This is a genomic window from Faecalibacterium sp. I3-3-89 (assembly GCF_023347275.1).
GTDB classification, from domain to species: Bacteria; Bacillota; Clostridia; order Oscillospirales; family Ruminococcaceae; genus Faecalibacterium; species Faecalibacterium butyricigenerans.
Map to the genome: position 1 here is coordinate 510,219 of NZ_CP094468.1, position 18,669 is coordinate 528,887.

An 18,669-nucleotide genomic window follows, 5' to 3' on the forward strand; every position below is an offset into this window, starting at 1 on the left:
GGGGCGTGGGCGGTAAAATAAGGCCGTTCCCAAGGATCAAAAAAGAGAGAGCGAGCCTGTGAGGCTCATGGAAAGAGAGGACTTTCAGGTATGAAAGAGAATAAAATGTCCCGCCGCAGCTTTTTGAAGGCTGGTGCTTTTGCGTCTGCCGCCGGTATGCTGGCCGCTGCTCCCGCAGCCGCCCATGCCGCCGCACCCAACGTGGACAAGGCAGCAGAGGAGGAAAACGGCCTGCTGGGCATCTTCGGCGGCAAGCCCAAATATGTTTTCCTCTTCATCGGCGACGGCATGGGCACGGCCCAGATCCAGTCTGCCCGCTTCTACAAGGGCACGGTGGAGAACAACGGCGCCGTCACCGAGGGCGAGCTGAGCTTCACCCAGTTCCCCGAGGTGGGCAGCGTGACCACCTATGACAGCACCTCCTTCTGCCCCGACTCCGCTTCCACTGCTACCTCCATCGCCACCGGCCACAAGACCGAGAGCGGCGTCATCAATATGTGTCCCTGGACCCGCGATGTGCCCTATGAGACCATCGCCGAGAAGCTCCATGCCCAGAAGAACTACAAGGTGGGTGTCGTCTCCTCCGTCAACATCGACCACGCCACCCCTGCTGCCTTCTACGCACACCAGAAGACCCGCAAGAACTACTACGCCATCGGCAAAGAGCTGGCCGCCTCCGGCTTCGAATACTTCGCAGGCGGTGAGTTCCAGAAGGTGAACGGCGACGGCACCGGCCCCAACAACCACGAGATCGCTGCCCAGAACGGCTACAACGTCGTCACCCGTCAGGCAGACGCCGCCGCCCTCAAGGCCGGTGCAGGCAAGACCCTCATCATCGCGGAGGCACTGGCCGACGGCAAGGCCATGAACTACTCCATGGATGCCGCCGCAGGCGAGTGGCAGCTGACCGACTACGTCAAGAAGGGCATCGAGCTGCTGGACAACAAGAAGGGCTTCTTCCTGATGACTGAGTCCGGCAAGATCGACTGGGCCTGCCACGCCAACGATGCTGCCGCCTCCATCCATGACGTTCTCGAGATGAGCAACGCCGTGCAGACTGCGGTGGACTTCTACAACGCCCACCCCAACGATACCCTTATCCTCGTCACCGCCGACCACGAGACCGGCGGCATGGCCATCGGCTACAAGACCACCAACTACGACACCTTCCTGACCAACCTCACCCACCAGAAGATGTCCTACGCCAAGTTCGACTCCACCTACGTCAAGGGCTACATCGCCAACAAGACCCCCTTTGAGGCTGCGATGGCCGACGTGAAGGCCAACTTCGGCCTGACCCTGCCCACCGACCCCGATGCCGCCAAGGCAGGCAAGCTGCTGCTGACCGACTACGAGGTGGAGAACCTGCGCAAGGCCTACGAGCGGACGCTGGCCGTCGGCGCTGCCTCCCAGAAGGAGATGAGCCAGCAGGATTATGAGCTGTACGGCACCTACATCCCCTTCAGCATGGCCGTCTGCCACACCATCAACCACAAGTCCGGCATGGACCACACCACCTATGCCCACACCGGCGCTCCCGTCAACATCTATGCGCTGGGCGTCGGCGCGGAGAAGTTCCGCGGCGTCTTTGACAACACCGAGATCTACCACAAGCTGGCTGAGCTGACCGGCGTGCAGTAAGCCCCTCTTTTCAAACGAAAAAAGCCTGTGCAGACCCTCCCGGGGCGGGAGAGCTGCACAGGCTTTCTTGTATTCACAGGTGGATCGTGTAGCCGCGGCCCAGCATCTGGGCCAGCAGCATGAGGGTCGAGATGCCGAAGCACCCGCCCATCAGCAGCAGGCAGAGCACCACCGAGCCGAAGTCGCACCGGCACGCGCCGGGCCGGGCCGAGTAGTAGAGCACCTCACACCCCAGCAGGATGAGCCCCGCCGCCGGCAGCACCTGCCAGATGACCAGCCATGGCAGGCCGGGCAGGAAGCGGGCCAGCAGGAAGAGCACGCCCGCCGCGATGAGGCAAACGCCCAGCGTCAGGGTGCCCACCCGGCGCAGGGGCTTATTCGTCGTGTTCTGTTCCATCATCCGTCACCTCATTTTCGTTCACCACAGGAGAGGAGCGCAGCGGGGCTTTTTCCGGATGGTCGGCCTCGTCGGCGTGATACTCGCAGAAATCGGCATCCTCGGGGACATCCTTGGAAGCATCCGGCTTTTTGGCCGGATGGGGGCCTTTCACCAGCCAGACGCCGCAGACGATGAGGACCACACAGACCACCACATCCGGCAGGCTGGCCATGACGAGATAGAGGGCACGGAAAACGGGGGAGGAGTGGCCCCAGCGGTAGACGAGGTCGCCGAGAATGTTCATGATGAGGCTCTGGTAGGCGATGAGGGCACCGAAGGCGATGAGCGCCCAGCCCACCAGCTTGTGGCTGTCCAGCAGAGCCCGGGCCAGCCGTCTGTCGCGGGGGTCGAAGTGGATGAGGTAGTCGTCCTCCGGCGCGGTGTCCGCGAGGATCTGCGCCCGGAGGTTGAAGGTGTCAAAGAAGCTGTACATCCACACCACCACAAGCAGGAGCAGTACCGGGTTGAGCAGTGAGCTCACCATCCCGATGCAGCAGGCTGTAAGGATGAGGGAGAGGCCCCGCTTCATATAGCCCTGATACATCTGGCCTGCGCCGGGGACGAAGGCGCAGCAGAAGGTCAAAAATCCATTTTTCAGCATAACGGTCTCCTTACTTGATGTTTTCAGCCGCGTTCAGCAGGCTTTCCAGCGCAGAGGAAACGCGGGTGTAGAAGTTCTCTCCGGGGCGGGAGTCCACCGGCTTGCCCAGCTTCTCCGGCAGGAGCTTCGGGGGCTGCTTTTCCGGCAGAGTGACCTGAACAGCGGGCAGGAGGGCCTGCAGGTCGCGGCTGTGGTCGGTGACGAAGGTCAGCGCACCGGTGCGCCAGATGGTCAGCGCCAGCACAGCGGCGACGCCCGCCACCGCAGCCCGGCCGCAGGTGCTCTGCATCAGCCGCACCCAGATGGTGCCCATCACCGTCCGGCGGACGCTGCGGGGCGGGTCGGAGAGAGCGTCCGCGGTCAGCAGTGCAGTGTAGCGGTCGGTGCATTTGTCGCAGTAGGCGAGATGTTCGGCGGCTTCCAGCCGCCCCAGCTCATCCAGCTGTCCGGCGATGAGGGCGTGCAGCCCTTCGTCGCTCAGACAGCCGTCTTTCCGGAACGATTCCATTTAAATGCCCTCCTTTCCGGCTGCGCTCAGCTGCGCGGCCAGCATCTTTTTGGCCCGGTAGACCTGCGCCTCCACGGTTTTCTGGGGCCTGCCGCAGAGCCGGGCGGCTTCGGCGGCGGTGTGCTGCTCCAGCAGCACGAGGCGGCAGGGCGTCTTATAGGGTTCCCGCAGGTCGAGGATGCGCTGGGTCAGCTCTTCCTCGCCCAGCGCATCCAGCAGCTGCGTTTCCGGCTCGCTGCCGGGCGGTGCGCCCTCCAGCGCAAGGACGGCGTCGCCGGGGGTGTTCATCCGGCGCGCCCATGCGCTGCGCAGGTAGTCCTTCGCTTTGTTAGAGGCGATGCGGGCCAGCCACTGCTTCTCGTACCCGACAGGACGGCGGCTCATGTTCCGCCACGCGGCGAGGAAGGTCTCCTGCGTCAGGTCCTGCGCATCGCCCTCGTCCGGCACCAGCTGGTGGCAGATGGTGTAGACGAGGGACTGGTACTTCTGCACCAGCCGGTCAAATTCCAGTGTGTTCAAGGGCTGCGCTCCGCCTCCTTTCTGCCCCGCGTTTCAAGCGCTCTGTCTATCCATACGAGACAGCGGGGCAAAAACCTGCAAAATCGTGGGAAAATTTTTGAAAATGTGGTAGAATGCTCTTATTACACACCAAAAAGGAGGAGATCCGATGGCCTCTGCCACAAAACAGGCCCTCTTGGCGGCCCTTTCCGCCGCGCAGGGCGAGTGTATCTCGGGCCAGCAGCTGGCCCGGCAGCTGGGCGTGAGCCGCGCCGCCGTCCACAAGGCCGCCGCCGCGCTGGCGGCGCAGGGCTATGCGCTGGAAGCTGCCCCCCGGCGGGGCTATCGGCTGGCGGGGGGCGACCCCTTCTGTGCCGAGGCGGTGGGGGAGTATGACGCGCCCATCTTCCTCTACGACACGCTGGAAAGCTCCAACCGCACCGCCAAGACGCTGGCCCTTGAGGGTGCGCCTCATGGCACGATGGTGCTTGCCAGCCAGCAGACGGCGGGCCGGGGACGGCTGGGGCGGCGGTTTGAAAGCCCGGTGGGAAAGGGCGTCTATCTCTCGCTGGTGCTGCGGCCCAGCCTGCCCATGACCGAAGCACAGGCCGTCACCGTCAGCGCGGCGGTGGCTGTCTGCCGGGCCGTGAAGAAGCTCTGCGGGCTGGAGCTGGGTATCAAGTGGGTCAACGACCTTTACTACAACGGCAAAAAGGTCTGCGGCATCCTGACCGAGGCCGGGGCCGACCTTGAGAGCGGCCAGCTGGAATGGCTGGTGGCGGGTATTGGCCTCAACCTCACCTCCCGCCCGGAGGACTGGCCCGAGGAGCTGCGGCCCATCGCGGGCAGCCTCTACCCCGGCGGGCCTGCGCCGGTGAGCCGGGCTGCGCTGGCGGGAGAGATCGCCCGCCAGCTGCTGGCCCTCTGCCCGGACTTCGACTGTCTGGACGAGTACCGCGCCCGGTGCTTTGTGCCCGGCCACTGGGTGACGGTCTGCGCCGGCGGCGAGAGCTACGCCGCAAGGGCGGTGGCCATCGACGACGCCGGGCGGCTCATCGTGGAGCGGGAGGCAGGCCGCACCGAGGCCCTCTGCCACGGCGAGGTGAGCATAAGACCGTCGCCGCTGGCGATAAAAAAATAAACCTCTCCGTCATCGCTGACGCGATGCCGCCTCCCCTCGGTAGGGGAGCTGTCGAGCGAAGCGAGACTGAGAGGTTGGAGTCAGAAAACCCCGAAGCACACCAGCCCCAGCGCAGCCGCGATGCCGATGACCTTCGGCACACTGAGCTTGAATTTCTGAAGCAGGACGAAGCAGAGGATGCCGATGAAGAGGCCCGACAGGCTGATGCCGCCTGCCTCGGTGAGGTAGGACTGGCGGCACAGGCCCACCAGCACGCCCAGCACCATGCCGATGCAGATGGGCTTAACGATGCGCATGATGTAGCTCATGACCTTGCTGGTGCGGAATTTCTGGAAGAAGACTGCCGCCAGCAGGGTCAGGGTCAGGGTGGGGCTGAGGACGCCCAGCACGGCAAAGATGCCGCCCAGCATCCCGGCTGTCTTTGTGCCTGCAAAGGTGGCGGCGTTGACGCCCAGCGAGCCGGGGGTCATCTCAGCGATGGCGATGAGGTTCGTCAGGTCGGCGTCGGTCATCCAGCCATGGGAGGACATCTCATCCATGATGAGGGGGATCATGGAGGTGCCGCCGAAGCTGGTGAAGCCGATCTTTGCGAAGGCGATAAAGAGCTGGATGAGGGTCTCAGCTGCGGCCATGTTCGCTCACCCCCATCCAGACCAGTGCGATGACCACACCGGCGATCACCAGCGTCAGGTTGCTGATGGATGTAAAATAGCAGAGCACGAAGGCCGCCGCGCAGATCATGATGGCCGCTGTGCTGCGCAGGGCGTCTTTGCCGAGGGAGATGGCCGCGCCGCCGATGATGGGGGCTACGGCGCACTGGACGCCTCGGAGGGCCGACCAGACCCAGTAGTTGTCCTTGATGGCGTCGTAGATGGCCGTCACGACGGTGAGGGTGATGACGGCAGGGATGCACAGGCCGACGGCTGCGCAGACACCGCCCAAAGCCCCGGCCATCTGGTAGCCGAAGAGCATGGTGATGTTCACCACCATGATGCCGGGCAGGCTCTTGCCCACGGCGATGAGTTCCAGCAGGTCGCTCTTGGTCATCCAGCCCCGCTTGTCCACAAATTCCTGCTCCATCTGGGCAACGATGCTCCATCCGCTGCCGAAGGTGAAGGCACCGATCTTGATGAAAGAAAGAAGGATCCGCAGGGCCATCTGTGCACCGGCGGGGCGCTGCTGTGCGGCTTCTGTTTTAACTGCTTGTTTCACTGCTTGCATGAGTCCTCCTGCGATATGAGATCTGTGTTTTTTCTGCCTATAAAGGATACCACAGACGGCCCCAAAAGACGAATGGAAAAATAGAATGGAAGGTGATGCCGGTCAGGAATGGTCGTAGGTCATCCAGCTGCCTTTCCATGCGTAGAGGACCATCAGCGCCGCGCCCAGTGCCCACGACACCGGGTAGAGGACGAACACGCCCTCGATGCCCGAAAAGAAGGGAAGGACGAACTGGATCCATACCACCCGGAACAGGCACAGCGAGACCAGCAGCACCACCATCGGGGGGACGCTGCGGCCCGTGCCGCGCACGGCGCCTGCCATGCCGTGGAGGATGGACAGCAGGAAGTAGAAGGGGCAGAAATAGTGCATGGCGATGCACCCGAAGGAGACCACCGTCTCGTCGGAGGTGAACAGGTGCATGATGGGGTTTTGGAACGCCAGCAGCAGAGCACCGGTGCAGAGGGTGTAGAGCACGCCCATGGCCAGCGTGACCCATGTGCCCTTCTTCACCCGCTTGAGGTTGCCGGCACCGTAGTTCTGGCCCACGAAGGTGGTGGCCGCCATGCTGAAGCTGGTGACGGGCAGGATGTTGAAGCCGTCGATCTTCATGTAGGCGGCAAAGCCCGCCATGGCGGCGGCACCGTAGCTGTTGACGCTGGACTGGACCAGCACGTTCGAGAAGGAGATGACCATGTTCTGGATGCCGGTGGGCAGGCCGATGCGGATGATGCGGGAGGTCATCCGCTTGTCGGGACGGATGGAGGAAAGCTCCACTTTATAGTCCGCGTCCACCTTCATCAGGAAGCGGAGGCTCAGCACGCAGGAGACGAGCTGGCTGATGTCGGTGGCGATGGCTGCGCCCGCCACGCCCATCTTCAGCCCGGCGATGAACACGAGGTCGAGGATGATGTTGGTGATGGAGGCGCAGGCAAGGTAGAGGACCGAGCGCCGGGAGTTGCCCGCCGCGTTGAGGATGCCTGCCGCCATATTATAGATGACGCTGAACAGCACGCCGCCGAAGTAGAGCTTCATGTAGGTGACGGCGTCGCCCAGCACCTCGTCGGGGGTGTTCATCCAGACCAGCAGGGTGCGGCTGACTGCGATGCCGCCCACCGTGAGGATGAGGCCGAGGATGGCCGCGATGGCCAGCGAGGTGTGGACGGCGATGCGGGTCTCCTTTTTGTCCTTCGCGCCGAGGTACTGGCTCACCACGACGCCTGCACCCACGGCCACGCCCTGACTGAAGCCGATGAGCAGGTAGATGGGCGAGCCGCTGGAGCCTACTGCGGCCAGCGCATTGCTGCCCAGAAAGTTGCCGACGATGATGGAGTCGGCGGTGTTGTAGAGCTGCTGGAGCAGGTTGCCAAGGATGAGCGGCACTGAGAAGAGCAGGATGCTCTTCCAGATGCTGCCCTCGGTCATGAGCAGGGTCTTTTTCTGCTGCTGTGCCGTGTCGGTCATAGTTCTTCCCTCCCTCAAAAAACAAGGTTCCCAGAGATATTGCACAATAAAATTAACAATACCTCGTTCCGTGCCGAATGTCAAGCAGAGCGGAAAAGAAAGCTTTCCGGTTTTCCACATCTTGTTTGCAGATTGTTCAAAACTACCACAAAGAAACTCCATTTTTATCCGGTACAATAAGGGTGCAGTCGGGAAGACAGAAACGTGAGTCCCCCATCTCCGGCTTTTGAGCTTCCCACGATGCCATGCAGGCAAGATTCATGCGCAGGCCCCCGCAGCGGGCGCTGCGTCCCTAAAAAAACACTGTCCCCCAGCCAATGCGAGGCAACAGCCACGGCGGCGGACAGACTACCAACAACCTCCTAACAGCCGCAAATGTTTAGGAGTTCTCATACACAGGCAGCGCCGCTTTCTCCTCCTTTCCACGGCGCTGTCTGTTTTTGTTTTGCAGACTGAGAGGTCAAAAAAATCCCTCGCACGGCTTGTGCGAGGGATTTTTACGTTTTATCGCAGGTCGCGCAGGCGTTCTGCCGGGAGGGAGGATTGCAGCAGGCTCCATGCGGCGTCGAGGCTGTCGTTGAGCAGGTAGGCCTGCGTCTGCTGGACGTAGAGATAGATGGCGTTCGGTGTGCGGTAGGCGAGGTGGAGGTCATGCCACGGATAGCTCCGGGTCGGCTCGGGCTTGTCCTGCTCGCCTGCCATCCAGACCGAAAGCCCTGCATCGTCCAGCGTCAGCCGATAGAAGGGGCGGGGAAGGCCCATCTTTTTGATCTGAAGGCGCAGAGAGTGGAAGAAGGTCCAGAAGTAGACGGCGGGCACGCCCAGAGCCACAACGGAAAGCACCACCGTGAGCAGGGCCGCGCCGTCTTTCTGCCCCACCTGCGAGAGGCAGACCCCGGCAGATGCCAGCAGGATGGCCGTGAAGGCCAGAGGGCGGTGCCACGCCTTGCGGTGGCGCAGCAGGTCGAAGGCGGCGAAGTCGTGGAAGGATGCAGCGTCCATCTGGACGGAAACAGAGATCGGCTGAGACATAAAATATCCTCCTTTTTGGTCATAGTACCATATTGTTTTCCAACAATCAAGGATGATATTGCGCAGATGCCCTAAAATGTGCTAAAATAGGACGAAAAAGAAAATGGATCAAGGCTCCGCCCGGGCGGCAGAAAGGCCGGAGCGGGTGGAATAATACCAAGTGAGGAGGGCGGATGCGTGGGGCGCAGGATGACCCTGAAGGGGCAGATCAGCCTTTGCCTGGCGGCGTTTTTTCTGGCGTTGGCAGGGCAGATATTCTTGAGCTTTTACCAGTCCGGCACCGTGCTGCGGGAGCTGGACGACCAGATGGGCAACTTCAACGCCATCAGCCGCTTCCAGAACGGCGTGGAGCAGAGCCTTTCGGCAATGGAGAACTACCGCTGGGAGTACGGCGACGCCAAGGCGCTGACCGAGGAACTGAACCGGGCCTTTTCTGTCACCAACGCGTGGCTCTGGCGCATTCAGGGCGACATTGGCACCGTCAGCGAGGAGCAGTATCTGCTCTACAACGCCGTCTCCACCACCTACGGCAGCTACACCGCGCTGGTGGGCCGACTGGAAGAGGCGGTGGCCTCCGGCGAGGACGCGCAGGCTGCCCAGCTCTACTATAATAAGATCGTCCCCTGCGGAGGCTATCTGCGTCAATACACCCAGCAGCTGCTCAACAGGGCCATCGCCGACGCACAGAGCACCTACACCACCGTGTCGGCCCTCAGCGACCGGGTCAAGTGGGCGCAGACCGTCGTGGTGGCCCTCTGCCTCGCGCTGGGCTGCGTCATGGCGCTTTCGGTCATCCACCTGCTGACCCCGGTGCAGCAGCTGATCGGTGCCTCCCGGGAGGTCACCCGGGGCGTGTTCGACTCGCCCGACCTGCCTGTGCCCCATCAGCCCGAGATGGCCCAGCTCACCGAAGCGTTCAATCACATGAAGCACTCGATGGCCGAGCAGGTGACTACCCTGCGGGAGAAGAACGAGATGGAGCGGGAGCTTCACCGCCAGAAGACGGAGGCGCTGGAGCTGCAGAACCGGATGGAGCGCAGCCGCCTGCAGCAGCTGCGCAGCCAGATCGACCCCCACTTCCTCTTCAACACCCTGAACGTGATCCTGCAGACCGCCGGACAGGAAAAAGCCTACCGCACGCAGGCCCTCATCACAGCGCTGTCCCACCTGCTGCGCTACAGCCTCATGAGCAACGACGAGCAGGTGCCGCTGGCCCGGGAGGTGCGCATCGTGGACGAATACTACTCCATCTACCACGTCCGCTTCGGCGACCGGGTGAAGATGGTGTGGCGCATCTCCGACTCCCTCGACCTGACGGAGACGATGGTGCCCTCCTTTATCTTGCAGCCCATCGTGGAGAACGCCTTCAAGCACGGCATCTCGCCCAAGGAAGAGGGCGGCGTGGTGCGCATCCGCATCAACCCGCTGCGGGAGAAGGGGCTGCTCTATATCAGCGTCTGCGACAACGGCGTGGGCATCCAGCCCCAGCAGCTGGCCCAGCTGAAAGCCGCGCTGGCCCGGCCCGGTGAGCGCTGGGAGCACATCGGCGTCTACAATGTGGCCGCGCGTCTGCGGCTTCTGGACAAACGGGGGCGGCTGGTCATCCGCTCTCACCCCGGCCGGGGCACGGCCATCAGTATGTATCTGCCCTTAGTAGAACTTTTGGAGGAGGAATTGGACGATGATCCGGCTGTTGATCGCGGATGATGAAAAACTGGAACGGGAGGCGCTTGCAGAACTCGTCCAGCGCCGCTTTGAGCGGGAAGTGGTCTTGGAGATGGCTGAGAATGGACGCAAGGCTGCCGACACGGCGGTGCTGTGGAACGCAGACCTCATCCTCATGGACATCGAGATGCCGGGGATGAGCGGCCTCGACGCAGCCCGCGCTGTGCTGGCCCAGCGGCCCTCCTGCCGGGTCATCTTCGTGACGGCCTACAGCCTGTTCCAGTACGCCCACGAGGCGGTGCATCTGGGGGCCTGCGACTACCTGCTCAAGCCGGTGGACCCCGATGAGCTGGAGGCCTCGGTGCGCCGGGCCATCCGGCAGATCCAGACCGAGCGGAAGCTGGAGGAGCTGGCCGCCGCCCAGCCTCAGCCCCAGCCGGAACCGCCTGCGGCCGGAGAGGAGGCTGAAGAGTCCCCCGAGGAGGGCGAGAACAGTCAGGCGGCCCTCATCATGGCCCATGTCCGCCGCTACCTTGAGGACAACTATATGTTCGACCTGTCGCTGGACAGCGTGGGTGAGATCCTGCACATCAGCCCGGCGTACCTGTCGGCCCAGTTCAAGAAGTATCAGAAGATGAACTTCCTCGACTGCCTCACCGAGCTGCGCATCAACGCAGCCAAGGAGCTGCTGACCGACCCCTTCCGCTCATCGGCAGAGGTGGCGTCGATGGTGGGCTACGAGGACGCCAGCTACTTCGCCCGGGCGTTCAAGAAGCGCACCGGAATGACCCCCACCCAGTACCGCCGTCAGGCGGGGCAGAAAGCGAAGTCCGACCCGGAGGCCGAGCTTTGAGCGGGCGGAGGATCTCCCGCCGCAGTGTGCTGGCGCTGGCCGCCTGCACGGCACTGGGCGCTGTGGGCTGCGGCAGAGCCGAGGAATATACCGGCCCGGAGCTTATCCTGCGCTACGCCGAGAACCAGCCCGAGGATTACCCCACCACGCAGGCCGCGCTGGCCTTCGCCGACCTTGTGGCCCAGCGGACGGAGGGGAGGGTCAAGGTCGTCGTCTACAGCGGAGGCGGGCTGGGGGCCGAGCAGAGCGTCATCGAGCAGATGCAGTATGGCGGCATTGACTTTGCCCGCGTCTCCCTGAGCCAGCTGGCGGAGCAGCTGCCAACCCTGAGCGTTTTGCAGCTGCCTTTCCTCTACACCGACGCCCCTCAGATGTGGCGGGTGCTGGACGGCGAGATCGGGGATGGGTTCCTCTCCAGCCTCGATGCGATGGACCTTGTGGGGCTGTCGTGGTTCGACGCCGGGGTCCGCAGCTTCTACACCCGCGAAAAGGTGGAGACGCTGGCAGATCTCGTGGGGCTGACCCTCCGGGTGCAGGAGTCGGATCTGATGAGCGAGATGATACAGGACCTTGGCGCACAGCCTGTGCAGGTGGTCTACAGCCGGGTGTATGCGGCCCTCCACAACGCCGAGATCGACGGCGCCGAGAACAACTGGCCCAGCTATGAGGCTATGGGCCACTATGAGGTCGCACCTTATTTTTTAGAGGATGAGCACACCCGTGTGCCCGAATTGCAGCTGGCCAGCGAGGCCGCGATGGAAAAGCTGGCAAAGCTGGACGAGAGCTTCCCCGACATCGTCCGCACCTGCGGGAAGGAGAGCGCCCTGACCGAACGCCGCCTCTGGGCCGAGCGGGAGGCCAGCGCCGAGGCCCATATGCGGGCATGGGGCGTGGAGGTGACGACCCTTTCCGCCGCCGAGAAAGCCCGCTTCCGGGCGGCAGTGGAGCCGCTGTATGCGCGCTTCGGGGAGCAGAACGGCCTCCTCCAGCGCATCCGGGAAAGCTGAGAAAAGGATATAAATATCACATTGTATTCATCTTGTTGGGCGATATGCTGAAGAAACCACACTGATGATTGTAGAAGATGCACAAAAGTGTTTCTCACATTTTTTTGAAAAACAGGACATTTTTCAAAACCCCTTGCTCTGGCTTAAAATTTTTGCTAAAGTGTGTATAGTAAATGAACGGACGGCGTGCGACCCGTGCAGAGCGCGCCGACGTACAAGAGGAAATTTTTTAGGAGGACAATTATCATGAAGAAGATCTCTCGTCGCAGCTTTCTGGCAGCAGCAGGCGTTTCTGCCGCTGCTCTGGCACTGACCGCCTGCGGTGGCTCCAAGAGCACCGCAACCTCTACCGCTACTTCCGCTGCTGCTTCCACCGCCCCCGCTGGCGATGCTGCAGCTGCTGCTTCCGACCCCAAGGTGACTCTGGTCTACGCCGAGGTCAACCCGCTGGATACCATCGTCGGCCAGACCGCTACCCACTTCAAGGAGAAGGTCGAAGAGCTGACCGGCGGCTCCGTCGTCATCGACGTGCAGGCTTCCGGCGTTCTGGGCTCTGAGAACGATGTTCTGGACGCCATCCTCGGCGGCTCCACCTCCATTGATATGAGCCGTATCTCTGCTTTCGCACTGACCAGCTACGGCTGCAACAAGTCCAAGCTGCTGTCCATCCCCTTCACCTTCGAGAACCGCGCTCACTTCTGGAACTTCGCCAACAGCGAGCTGGCACCTGAGTTCCTGAACGAGCCTCAGGAGCTGGGCCTGCCCGTCCGTGGTATCTTCTACGGCGAAGAGGGCTTCCGTCACTTCTTCACGGTCAAGCCCGTGTCCGGCATCGCTGACTTCAAGGGCCTGAAGCTGCGCGTGTCCAACGACCCCGTCATGAACGGCATGGTCGAGGGTCTGGGCGCTAACCCCACCGTCGTCTCCTTCGGTGAGCTGTACAGCGCACTGCAGACCGGCGTTGTCGATGGCGCTGAGCAGCCCATCGCAAACTACAAGTCCAACGCCTTCCCCGAGGTCGCAAACAACCTGATCCTCGACGGCCACACTCTGGGCGCTATTCAGGCTGTCATCACCGACAACGCTTGGGCTAAGCTGACCGAGAACCAGCAGGCTGCCATCATGGAGGCCGGTGCTGATACGCAGGCCTTCAACGCTGACCTGTCCGAGAGCGCTGAGAACAAGGTCCTCGACGAGCTGAAGTCCTCTGGCTGCAACGTCGTCGATGTCCCCGATAAGGCTCCTTGGCAGGAGGCTTGCGCTAAGGTCATCAGCGAGAACACCTCGGATCAGGCTGAGCTGTACCAGAAGCTGCTGGATATGAAGGGCTGATAACAGCGTCTTTGTCCTGAAGTAGTACATAAGCCCGGCGGGGGACTACGGGATACGCCCGCAGACCCGCCGGGTTTTTTATAGAGTATGGAGGAGATCCTATGCCGAAAATCTTTACCACTCTGGATAAGATCAAGCCGGCGTACGACATCACCTACAAAGTGGTTCTGTTTATCTGCAAGCTGCTGCTGATCGCAGATATTCTCATCACCACCATGTCGGTCATCGGTCGTTACGTCCCATTCATCCCGGACCCCGCATGGACCGAAGAGGTCGTCCTGACCTGCATGAGCTATATGGCCGTGCTGAGTGCGGCTCTGGCCATCCGCCGCGGCGCACACATCCGGATGACCGCATTTGACGTCTATCTGCCCAAGATCGTCGTCAAGGTGCTGGACATCCTCGCGGATCTGGCAGTCTGCGTCCTCGGCATCATCATGATGGTGGTGGGCTGGAACTATGCCACCACGCTGGGCGGCCGCGGCTTCTATGTCTCGATGCCTTGGCTGAGCCGTTTCTGGATGTACTTCCCGGTGCCTCTGGCCGGTGTCGCCATGATCATCTTCGAGATCGAGGCGCTGTACAACCATGTCAAGAGCTTTTTTGTAAAGGAGGAGAACTAATATGACAGTTCAGACACTGGCGATCGTTGTCCTTCTTGTCAGCTTCTTCGTCATGATCTTCCTGCGTTTCCCCATTGCATACGCCGTTGGCCTGTCCAGCGTGCTCTGCCTGATGGTGCAGGGTCAGGCGCTGACCGATGTCTGCCGTCTGATGGTCAAGGGCATCTCGTCCTTCAGCCTGATGGCCGTCCCCTTCTTCATCACCATGGGCGTCCTCATGGGCAGCGGCGGCATCTCCGAAAAGCTGATCGCGCTGGCTGACGCCTGCGTCGGCTGGATGCGCGGCGGCATGGCAATGGTCAACATCGTTGCTTCCTACTTCTTCGGCGGCATCTCCGGTTCTGCTTCTGCAGATACCGCTTCCATCGGCTCTATCATGATCCCCATGATGGTCGATCAGGGCTACGATGCCGACTTCTCCACCGCTGTCACCATCACCTCCTCCTGCGAGGGTCTGCTGGTCCCCCCGAGCCATAACATGGTCATCTACGCCACCACCGCTGGCGGCATCTCCGTGGGCAGCCTCTTCCTCGCCGGCTACCTGCCCGGCGCTCTGCTGGCCATCGTCCTGATGATCGGCTCCTACATCATCTCCGTCAAGGAGAATTACCCCAAGGGCTCTCCCTTCACCATCAAAGGCTTCATCAAGCAGCTGGGCACCTCCATCTGGGCACTGGCCGCAGTCGTCATCGTCGTCTTCGGCGTTGTCGGCGGCGTCTTTACCGCCACCGAGTCCGCTGCTATCGCCGTTATCTACTCTCTGCTGGTCTCCGTCTTTGTTTACAAGGGCCTTGACTGGAAGGGCGTCTGGTACGCTCTGGACGAGTGCGTCAACACCCTGTCCATCGTCCTGATCCTGATCGCCACCTCTGCAGTGTTCGGCAACTGCCTGACCATGCTGCACGTGCCCGATCTGGCTGCAAACGCCATCACCAGCGTCACCAGCAACCCCTACATCATCGCACTGCTCATCGACCTCATCATTCTGGTGCTGGGCTGCATCATGGATATGGCTCCCATCATCCTGATCGCTACCCCCATCCTGCTGCCCATCGCCACCTCCATCGGCATCGACCCCATCCAGTTCGGTATCATCATGGTCCTGAACTGCGGCATCGGCCTGCTGACCCCCCCTGTCGGTGCTGTCCTGTTCATCGGCTCTGCCGTGGCAAAGCGCCCCATGGAGAAGGTCGTCAGGGCTACCCTGCCGTTCTATCTGTGCATGTTCATCGCCCTGCTGCTCCTGACCTATGTGCCCGACATCAGCCTTGCGATCCCCAAGCTGCTGGGCGGCTACGTCAGCCCCATCGCCAATCCTCTTGGCCCGGTGTTCATCCACTGATAAGCTGATCTGCTCATCCTCCTCCGGATGGTAAAAGGAAAGCCCCCGCCTGTCACAAGGCGGGGGCTTTCCTGCGTCACAGCAGGGTCTGAAGGGCGGCTGCACTGTATTTCATGAGCTTTTTCAGGGCGGCGTCCTGCGCGTCGAGCCGGAACAGCAGCCGTGCAGCCAGCTCCTCGGGCGGGGCCGAAAGGCCGGGCCAGAAGGCGTGTGCCGCCCGGGTGAAGGCGTGGACGCCCTCGGCGGTCTGGAGCAGGACCAGCTGGACGTGCCCCCGCAGCAGGAAGAACAGCCCCACCTGATAGGCCCGGGTGTCCAGCAGAAGCTCCATCTCGTCTTCGGTGAGGACCAGCAGGTCTGCAAAAGGGAGAAACTGCAGCACCGTGTCCCGCAGGGTCTTTTCGCTGGGCCAGAGGGCCGGACGGAGGGCGGGGACGAAGCAGACCGGCACACCGGAGGCGTGGGCCGTGTCCAGCGCAGAGAGGTGGGTGAAGCGGCAGGGGCTGTCTACGAGGCAGGCGCTGGAAAGGGCCAGTGCCCCGGCGTCTGCGGCCCAGCTCTCCCCCAGCTGCCCGGCAGAGTAGAGCAGGTCGGCCGAGCGGATGCGGCAGGGCAGCGCCCCGCCGCCGCCCCGGAAGAGGAGAGGCGTGGGGGCGCGGGAGGTAAAGCAGAGGCGGCGGACATCCACGCCGGCGTCGGTCAGAGCGTCTGCAATGCGGTGCCCGAAGGCATCCTCCCCCAGCTGGCCCAGAAGGGCAGCTCTGCCGCCCAGCGCCGCATAGGCCAGCGCCAGCGCGGCGGCACTGCCGCCCACCCGGGGCCGGAACGCCTCCGCCGACGAGAGCGGGGCAGGGCTTTCCAGCTCGAGCCACGCTTCGCCGAGACAATATAAAGTGCTGCCCGACACGATGCGCCCTCCTTTCGGTGCAGTTTCAAAAACAAACTACAGTATACACCCATCCGGGCATTTGTGCAAATGGAGTGCTTGACACCTTTGGCCGGATTGTGATAGACTGACCCAATATGGCAGTATATCCAAAGCTGCAACGACAAAAATGTGATATTTGACGAGGAGAACATGAGCCTTACCAGACAGTATTTCAAATACGTCAGCCAGAACATTTTCGGCCTTCTGGGTACGTCCTGCTACATTCTGGCGGATACCTATTTCATCTCGCAGGCGGCGGGCACCGACGGCGTCGCCCTGCTCAACCTCTGCCTGCCCATCTACAACTTCATCTTTGCCATCGGCTCGATGCTGGGTCTCGGCGCGGCCACCCGCTACGCCATCCTCCGGGCGCAGGGGGACGAGCGCGCGGTGCGCTATTTCTCCAACGCCCTGCTCTGGGCGTTGGTGTTCGCCCTGCCCTTCATGCTGGCGGGAGTCTTCTGCCCCGAGGTACTGCTGCGGCTCATGGGCGGCGACTGTGAGATCATCGCGCTCGGTGTGGGGTACGCCCGCATCTTCCTGCTGTTCACCCCTTTCTTTATGTGCAACTACATCGTCGCATCCTTCGTCCGCAACGACGGCGACCCCTCGCTGGCGATGGTGGCGACGCTGTGCGGCAGCCTCTTCAATGTGGTGTTCGACTATATCTTCATGTTCCCCATGGGCCTCGGCCTGCCCGGCGCGGCGCTGGCAACGGCGGTGTCGCCGGTGCTGAGCATCCTCATTTGCAGCCGCCACTTTCTCAAGAAGGAAAACACCATCTGCTTCGTGCGGCAGCTGCCCTCGCCGAGGCTTCTGGCCCAGAGCTGCCAGCTGGGCGTGTCAGGCTTCGTGGGGGAGATGTCCTCGGGCGTGACCACCACCGTCTTCAACCTGCTCCTCCTCCGTCTGGCGGGCAATGTGGCCGTGGCGGCCTACGGCGTCGTGGCGAATTACGCGCTGGTGGCGACGGCCATCTTCAACGGCGTGGCACAGGGCGCACAGCCGCTGGTGAGCCGGTGCTACGGCAAAAACGATGCCGCCGGAGCGCACAAGCTCCTGCTGCTGGGCAGCGGGACCGCTCTTGCACTGGCGGCGGCATTGTATGTTGTTCTCTTCGGGTTCACCGGCCCCATCGTCGCCGTCTTCAACAGCGAGAACTCGGCCCTCATGGCAGAGTATGCCTTCCGAGGGATGCGCATCTACTTCCTCGGCTACTTCTTCGCGGGCTTCAACATCGTGGCCGCAGGCTATCTGGGCGCGGTAGACCGCCCCGCAGAGGCCTCTGCCACCTCGCTGTCCCGGGGCGTCGCGGCCATCGTGGCCTGCTCGCTGGTGCTGAGCGCCCTCTTCGGGATGAACGGCGTCTGGGCTGCATTCCCGGCCTCGGAGGCCATCACGGCCTGCCTGACCCTCCTTCTGCTGAAGCGGAAGCCTGTTAAATAAACAATTCCTGTTCCAGCCGCTGCTGCTCGGGCGAAAGCCCGGGCAGGGCGCTCCGACCGGCCATCGCCCGCCACTGCGTGGGGGATTGGCCGGTCGTTTTTTTAAAGACGCGGCAGAGATAGTTTGCCCCCGAAAAGCCGCAGAGGCTGGCGATGACGTCCAGCGTGTACTCCCGGTGGAGCAGGAGCCGCATGGCGGCCTCGATGCGGACACTGGTGAGATACCGCCCCGGCGAGACGCCCAGCGCCGCCGTGAAAGCCCGGACGAGGTGGCTCTTGGAGACGCCCAGACGCTCGCTCAGCTCCTCTACGCCGTAAAGCCCGGCGTAGTTCCTGCGGATGTCCTCGATGGCCGCAGCCACCAGCGGGGGCAGGGCCGGGGCGGCGCTGTCGGCGTCTGAAAGCTCACACAGCAGGGCAAAGGCCAGCTGGCTCCGCACCCGCTCGGAAGCGTCCTGCTCCTCGGCGAGGCGTCCCATCAGCTCTGCCGCCGCCGGGCAGGTCTCGCCCCGGGCGAGGAAGGGCATCTCAGACAGCCCCCCGAGGAACTGCTCTGCCGCCTGCCCCGTAAGCTGGACACAGAGCAGGTGGCACTCGTTTTCCGGCGCGAGGGTCAGAGGCCCCCGGCTCAGCACGAGATGGCCCGCCGCCGCGCTCTGGGGCGGCAGCAGGAGGGCAGAGCCGCCGGGCGCTGCCCCCGTTTCCGACAGGGAGACGACGCATTTTCCGCTGGAAATGAGACAGACCCAAAGCCCTTCGCCCCGCAGGGTCAGGGGCGTTTCCGGCTGGACATCCTCCACGACGCCGAGGGCGGCGGTGGTGCTGGGGGCGTAAATCAATATCTGACACCTCGAATCAATAAAATGCTATTTCATATCACAAAATAATCTGCTATTATAATAGCAATGAAACGGCTCATCGTCAAGCGT

The 18,669-nt window shown here is 62.5% G+C and carries 19 protein-coding genes; 9 read left to right on the forward strand and 10 right to left on the reverse strand.

Translation table 11 applies throughout. The features are described 5' to 3' along the window. The first annotated feature begins 90 nt into the window (after positions 1–90). Entirely contained in the window at positions 91–1,641 is a 1,551-nt protein-coding gene (locus MTP38_RS02390; RefSeq protein WP_249234143.1) for an alkaline phosphatase, read from the forward strand. A gap of 73 nt (positions 1,642–1,714) precedes the next feature. On the opposite strand, the gene MTP38_RS02395 is transcribed toward MTP38_RS02390, so the two are convergent. From MTP38_RS02395 to MTP38_RS02410, 4 genes are read right to left on the reverse strand one after another with little or no spacing between them, the layout of a single operon-like run. Further along, positions 1,715–2,041, reverse strand: coding sequence for a hypothetical protein (locus MTP38_RS02395; RefSeq protein WP_227621570.1), 327 nt, complete (start codon positions 2,039–2,041; stop codon positions 1,715–1,717). After that, on the reverse strand, positions 2,016–2,681 hold the full coding sequence (locus tag MTP38_RS02400) for a hypothetical protein (protein WP_249234144.1): 666 nt from the start codon (positions 2,679–2,681) through the stop codon (positions 2,016–2,018). Before MTP38_RS02400 ends, MTP38_RS02395 begins: the two co-directional genes overlap by 26 nt. A gap of 10 nt (positions 2,682–2,691) precedes the next feature. Continuing rightward, entirely contained in the window at positions 2,692–3,189 is a 498-nt protein-coding gene (locus MTP38_RS02405; RefSeq protein WP_249234145.1) for a hypothetical protein, read from the reverse strand. Next, positions 3,190–3,708: an RNA polymerase sigma factor gene (locus MTP38_RS02410; RefSeq protein WP_249234146.1), complete on the reverse strand. Its 519-nt coding sequence runs from the start codon at positions 3,706–3,708 to the stop codon at positions 3,190–3,192. It lies immediately after the preceding gene. 148 nt (positions 3,709–3,856) lie between these two features. Between MTP38_RS02410 and MTP38_RS02415 the strand changes: the two genes are divergently transcribed. Next, complete coding sequence (locus MTP38_RS02415) at positions 3,857–4,828, forward strand: biotin--[acetyl-CoA-carboxylase] ligase (protein WP_249234147.1); 972 nt, start codon at positions 3,857–3,859, stop codon at positions 4,826–4,828. Positions 4,829–4,908: 80 nt separating this feature from the next. On the opposite strand, the gene MTP38_RS02420 is transcribed toward MTP38_RS02415, so the two are convergent. The 4 genes from MTP38_RS02420 to MTP38_RS02435 all read right to left on the reverse strand — a co-directional run bounded on the left by MTP38_RS02420 (position 4,909) and on the right by MTP38_RS02435 (position 8,545). Further along, positions 4,909–5,460 (reverse strand): chromate transporter, encoded by a 552-nt coding sequence (locus MTP38_RS02420; protein WP_227621575.1) that lies wholly within the window; start codon positions 5,458–5,460, stop codon positions 4,909–4,911. Then, positions 5,447–6,040 carry a chromate transporter gene (locus MTP38_RS02425; RefSeq protein ID WP_249234148.1) on the reverse strand — a complete coding sequence of 198 codons (594 nt, stop codon included), beginning with the start codon at positions 6,038–6,040 and terminating at the stop codon, positions 5,447–5,449. Before MTP38_RS02425 ends, MTP38_RS02420 begins: the two co-directional genes overlap by 14 nt. Before the next feature lie 111 nt (positions 6,041–6,151). Further along, complete coding sequence (locus tag MTP38_RS02430; protein ID WP_249234149.1) at positions 6,152–7,513, reverse strand: MATE family efflux transporter; 1,362 nt, start codon at positions 7,511–7,513, stop codon at positions 6,152–6,154. 504 nt (positions 7,514–8,017) lie between these two features. After that, on the reverse strand, positions 8,018–8,545 hold the full coding sequence (locus MTP38_RS02435) for a YcxB family protein (protein WP_249234150.1): 528 nt from the start codon (positions 8,543–8,545) through the stop codon (positions 8,018–8,020). A gap of 258 nt (positions 8,546–8,803) precedes the next feature. Here MTP38_RS02435 and MTP38_RS02440 point away from each other — a divergent pair, with 258 nt between their 5' ends. The 6 genes from MTP38_RS02440 (at position 8,804) to MTP38_RS02465 (ending at position 15,367) form a co-directional block, all read left to right on the forward strand. Then, positions 8,804–10,252: a sensor histidine kinase gene (locus MTP38_RS02440; protein WP_249234151.1), complete on the forward strand. Its 1,449-nt coding sequence runs from the start codon at positions 8,804–8,806 to the stop codon at positions 10,250–10,252. Further along, positions 10,227–11,063 (forward strand): response regulator transcription factor, encoded by an 837-nt coding sequence (locus MTP38_RS02445; protein WP_249234152.1) that lies wholly within the window; start codon positions 10,227–10,229, stop codon positions 11,061–11,063. Before MTP38_RS02440 ends, MTP38_RS02445 begins: the two co-directional genes overlap by 26 nt. Continuing rightward, a complete protein-coding gene (locus tag MTP38_RS02450; protein ID WP_249234153.1) occupies positions 11,060–12,070 on the forward strand; it encodes a TRAP transporter substrate-binding protein in 1,011 nt (336 codons plus the stop codon). The genes MTP38_RS02445 and MTP38_RS02450 overlap by 4 nt, the downstream gene beginning before the upstream one ends. Before the next feature lie 246 nt (positions 12,071–12,316). Beyond that, positions 12,317–13,402 (forward strand): TRAP transporter substrate-binding protein, encoded by a 1,086-nt coding sequence (locus MTP38_RS02455; RefSeq protein ID WP_227621583.1) that lies wholly within the window; start codon positions 12,317–12,319, stop codon positions 13,400–13,402. A 101-nt stretch (positions 13,403–13,503) separates the two neighbouring features. After that, complete coding sequence (locus MTP38_RS02460; protein WP_227621584.1) at positions 13,504–14,025, forward strand: TRAP transporter small permease; 522 nt, start codon at positions 13,504–13,506, stop codon at positions 14,023–14,025. A gap of 1 nt (position 14,026) precedes the next feature. After that, complete coding sequence (locus tag MTP38_RS02465) at positions 14,027–15,367, forward strand: TRAP transporter large permease (protein ID WP_249234154.1); 1,341 nt, start codon at positions 14,027–14,029, stop codon at positions 15,365–15,367. Between the two features lie 76 nt (positions 15,368–15,443). Here the strand turns inward: MTP38_RS02465 and MTP38_RS02470 are convergent, their stop codons facing one another. Next, complete coding sequence (locus MTP38_RS02470) at positions 15,444–16,274, reverse strand: PfkB family carbohydrate kinase (RefSeq protein WP_249234155.1); 831 nt, start codon at positions 16,272–16,274, stop codon at positions 15,444–15,446. 171 nt (positions 16,275–16,445) lie between these two features. Here MTP38_RS02470 and MTP38_RS02475 point away from each other — a divergent pair, with 171 nt between their 5' ends. Continuing rightward, positions 16,446–17,741, forward strand: a complete 1,296-nt coding sequence (locus tag MTP38_RS02475; RefSeq protein ID WP_249234156.1) for an MATE family efflux transporter — start codon at positions 16,446–16,448, stop codon at positions 17,739–17,741. On the opposite strand, the gene MTP38_RS02480 is transcribed toward MTP38_RS02475, so the two are convergent. Next, positions 17,734–18,579, reverse strand: coding sequence for a helix-turn-helix transcriptional regulator (locus MTP38_RS02480; protein ID WP_249234157.1), 846 nt, complete (start codon positions 18,577–18,579; stop codon positions 17,734–17,736). The two genes, MTP38_RS02475 and MTP38_RS02480, sit on opposite strands and share 8 nt — an antisense overlap. Between the last annotated feature and the right edge of the window lie 90 nt (positions 18,580–18,669).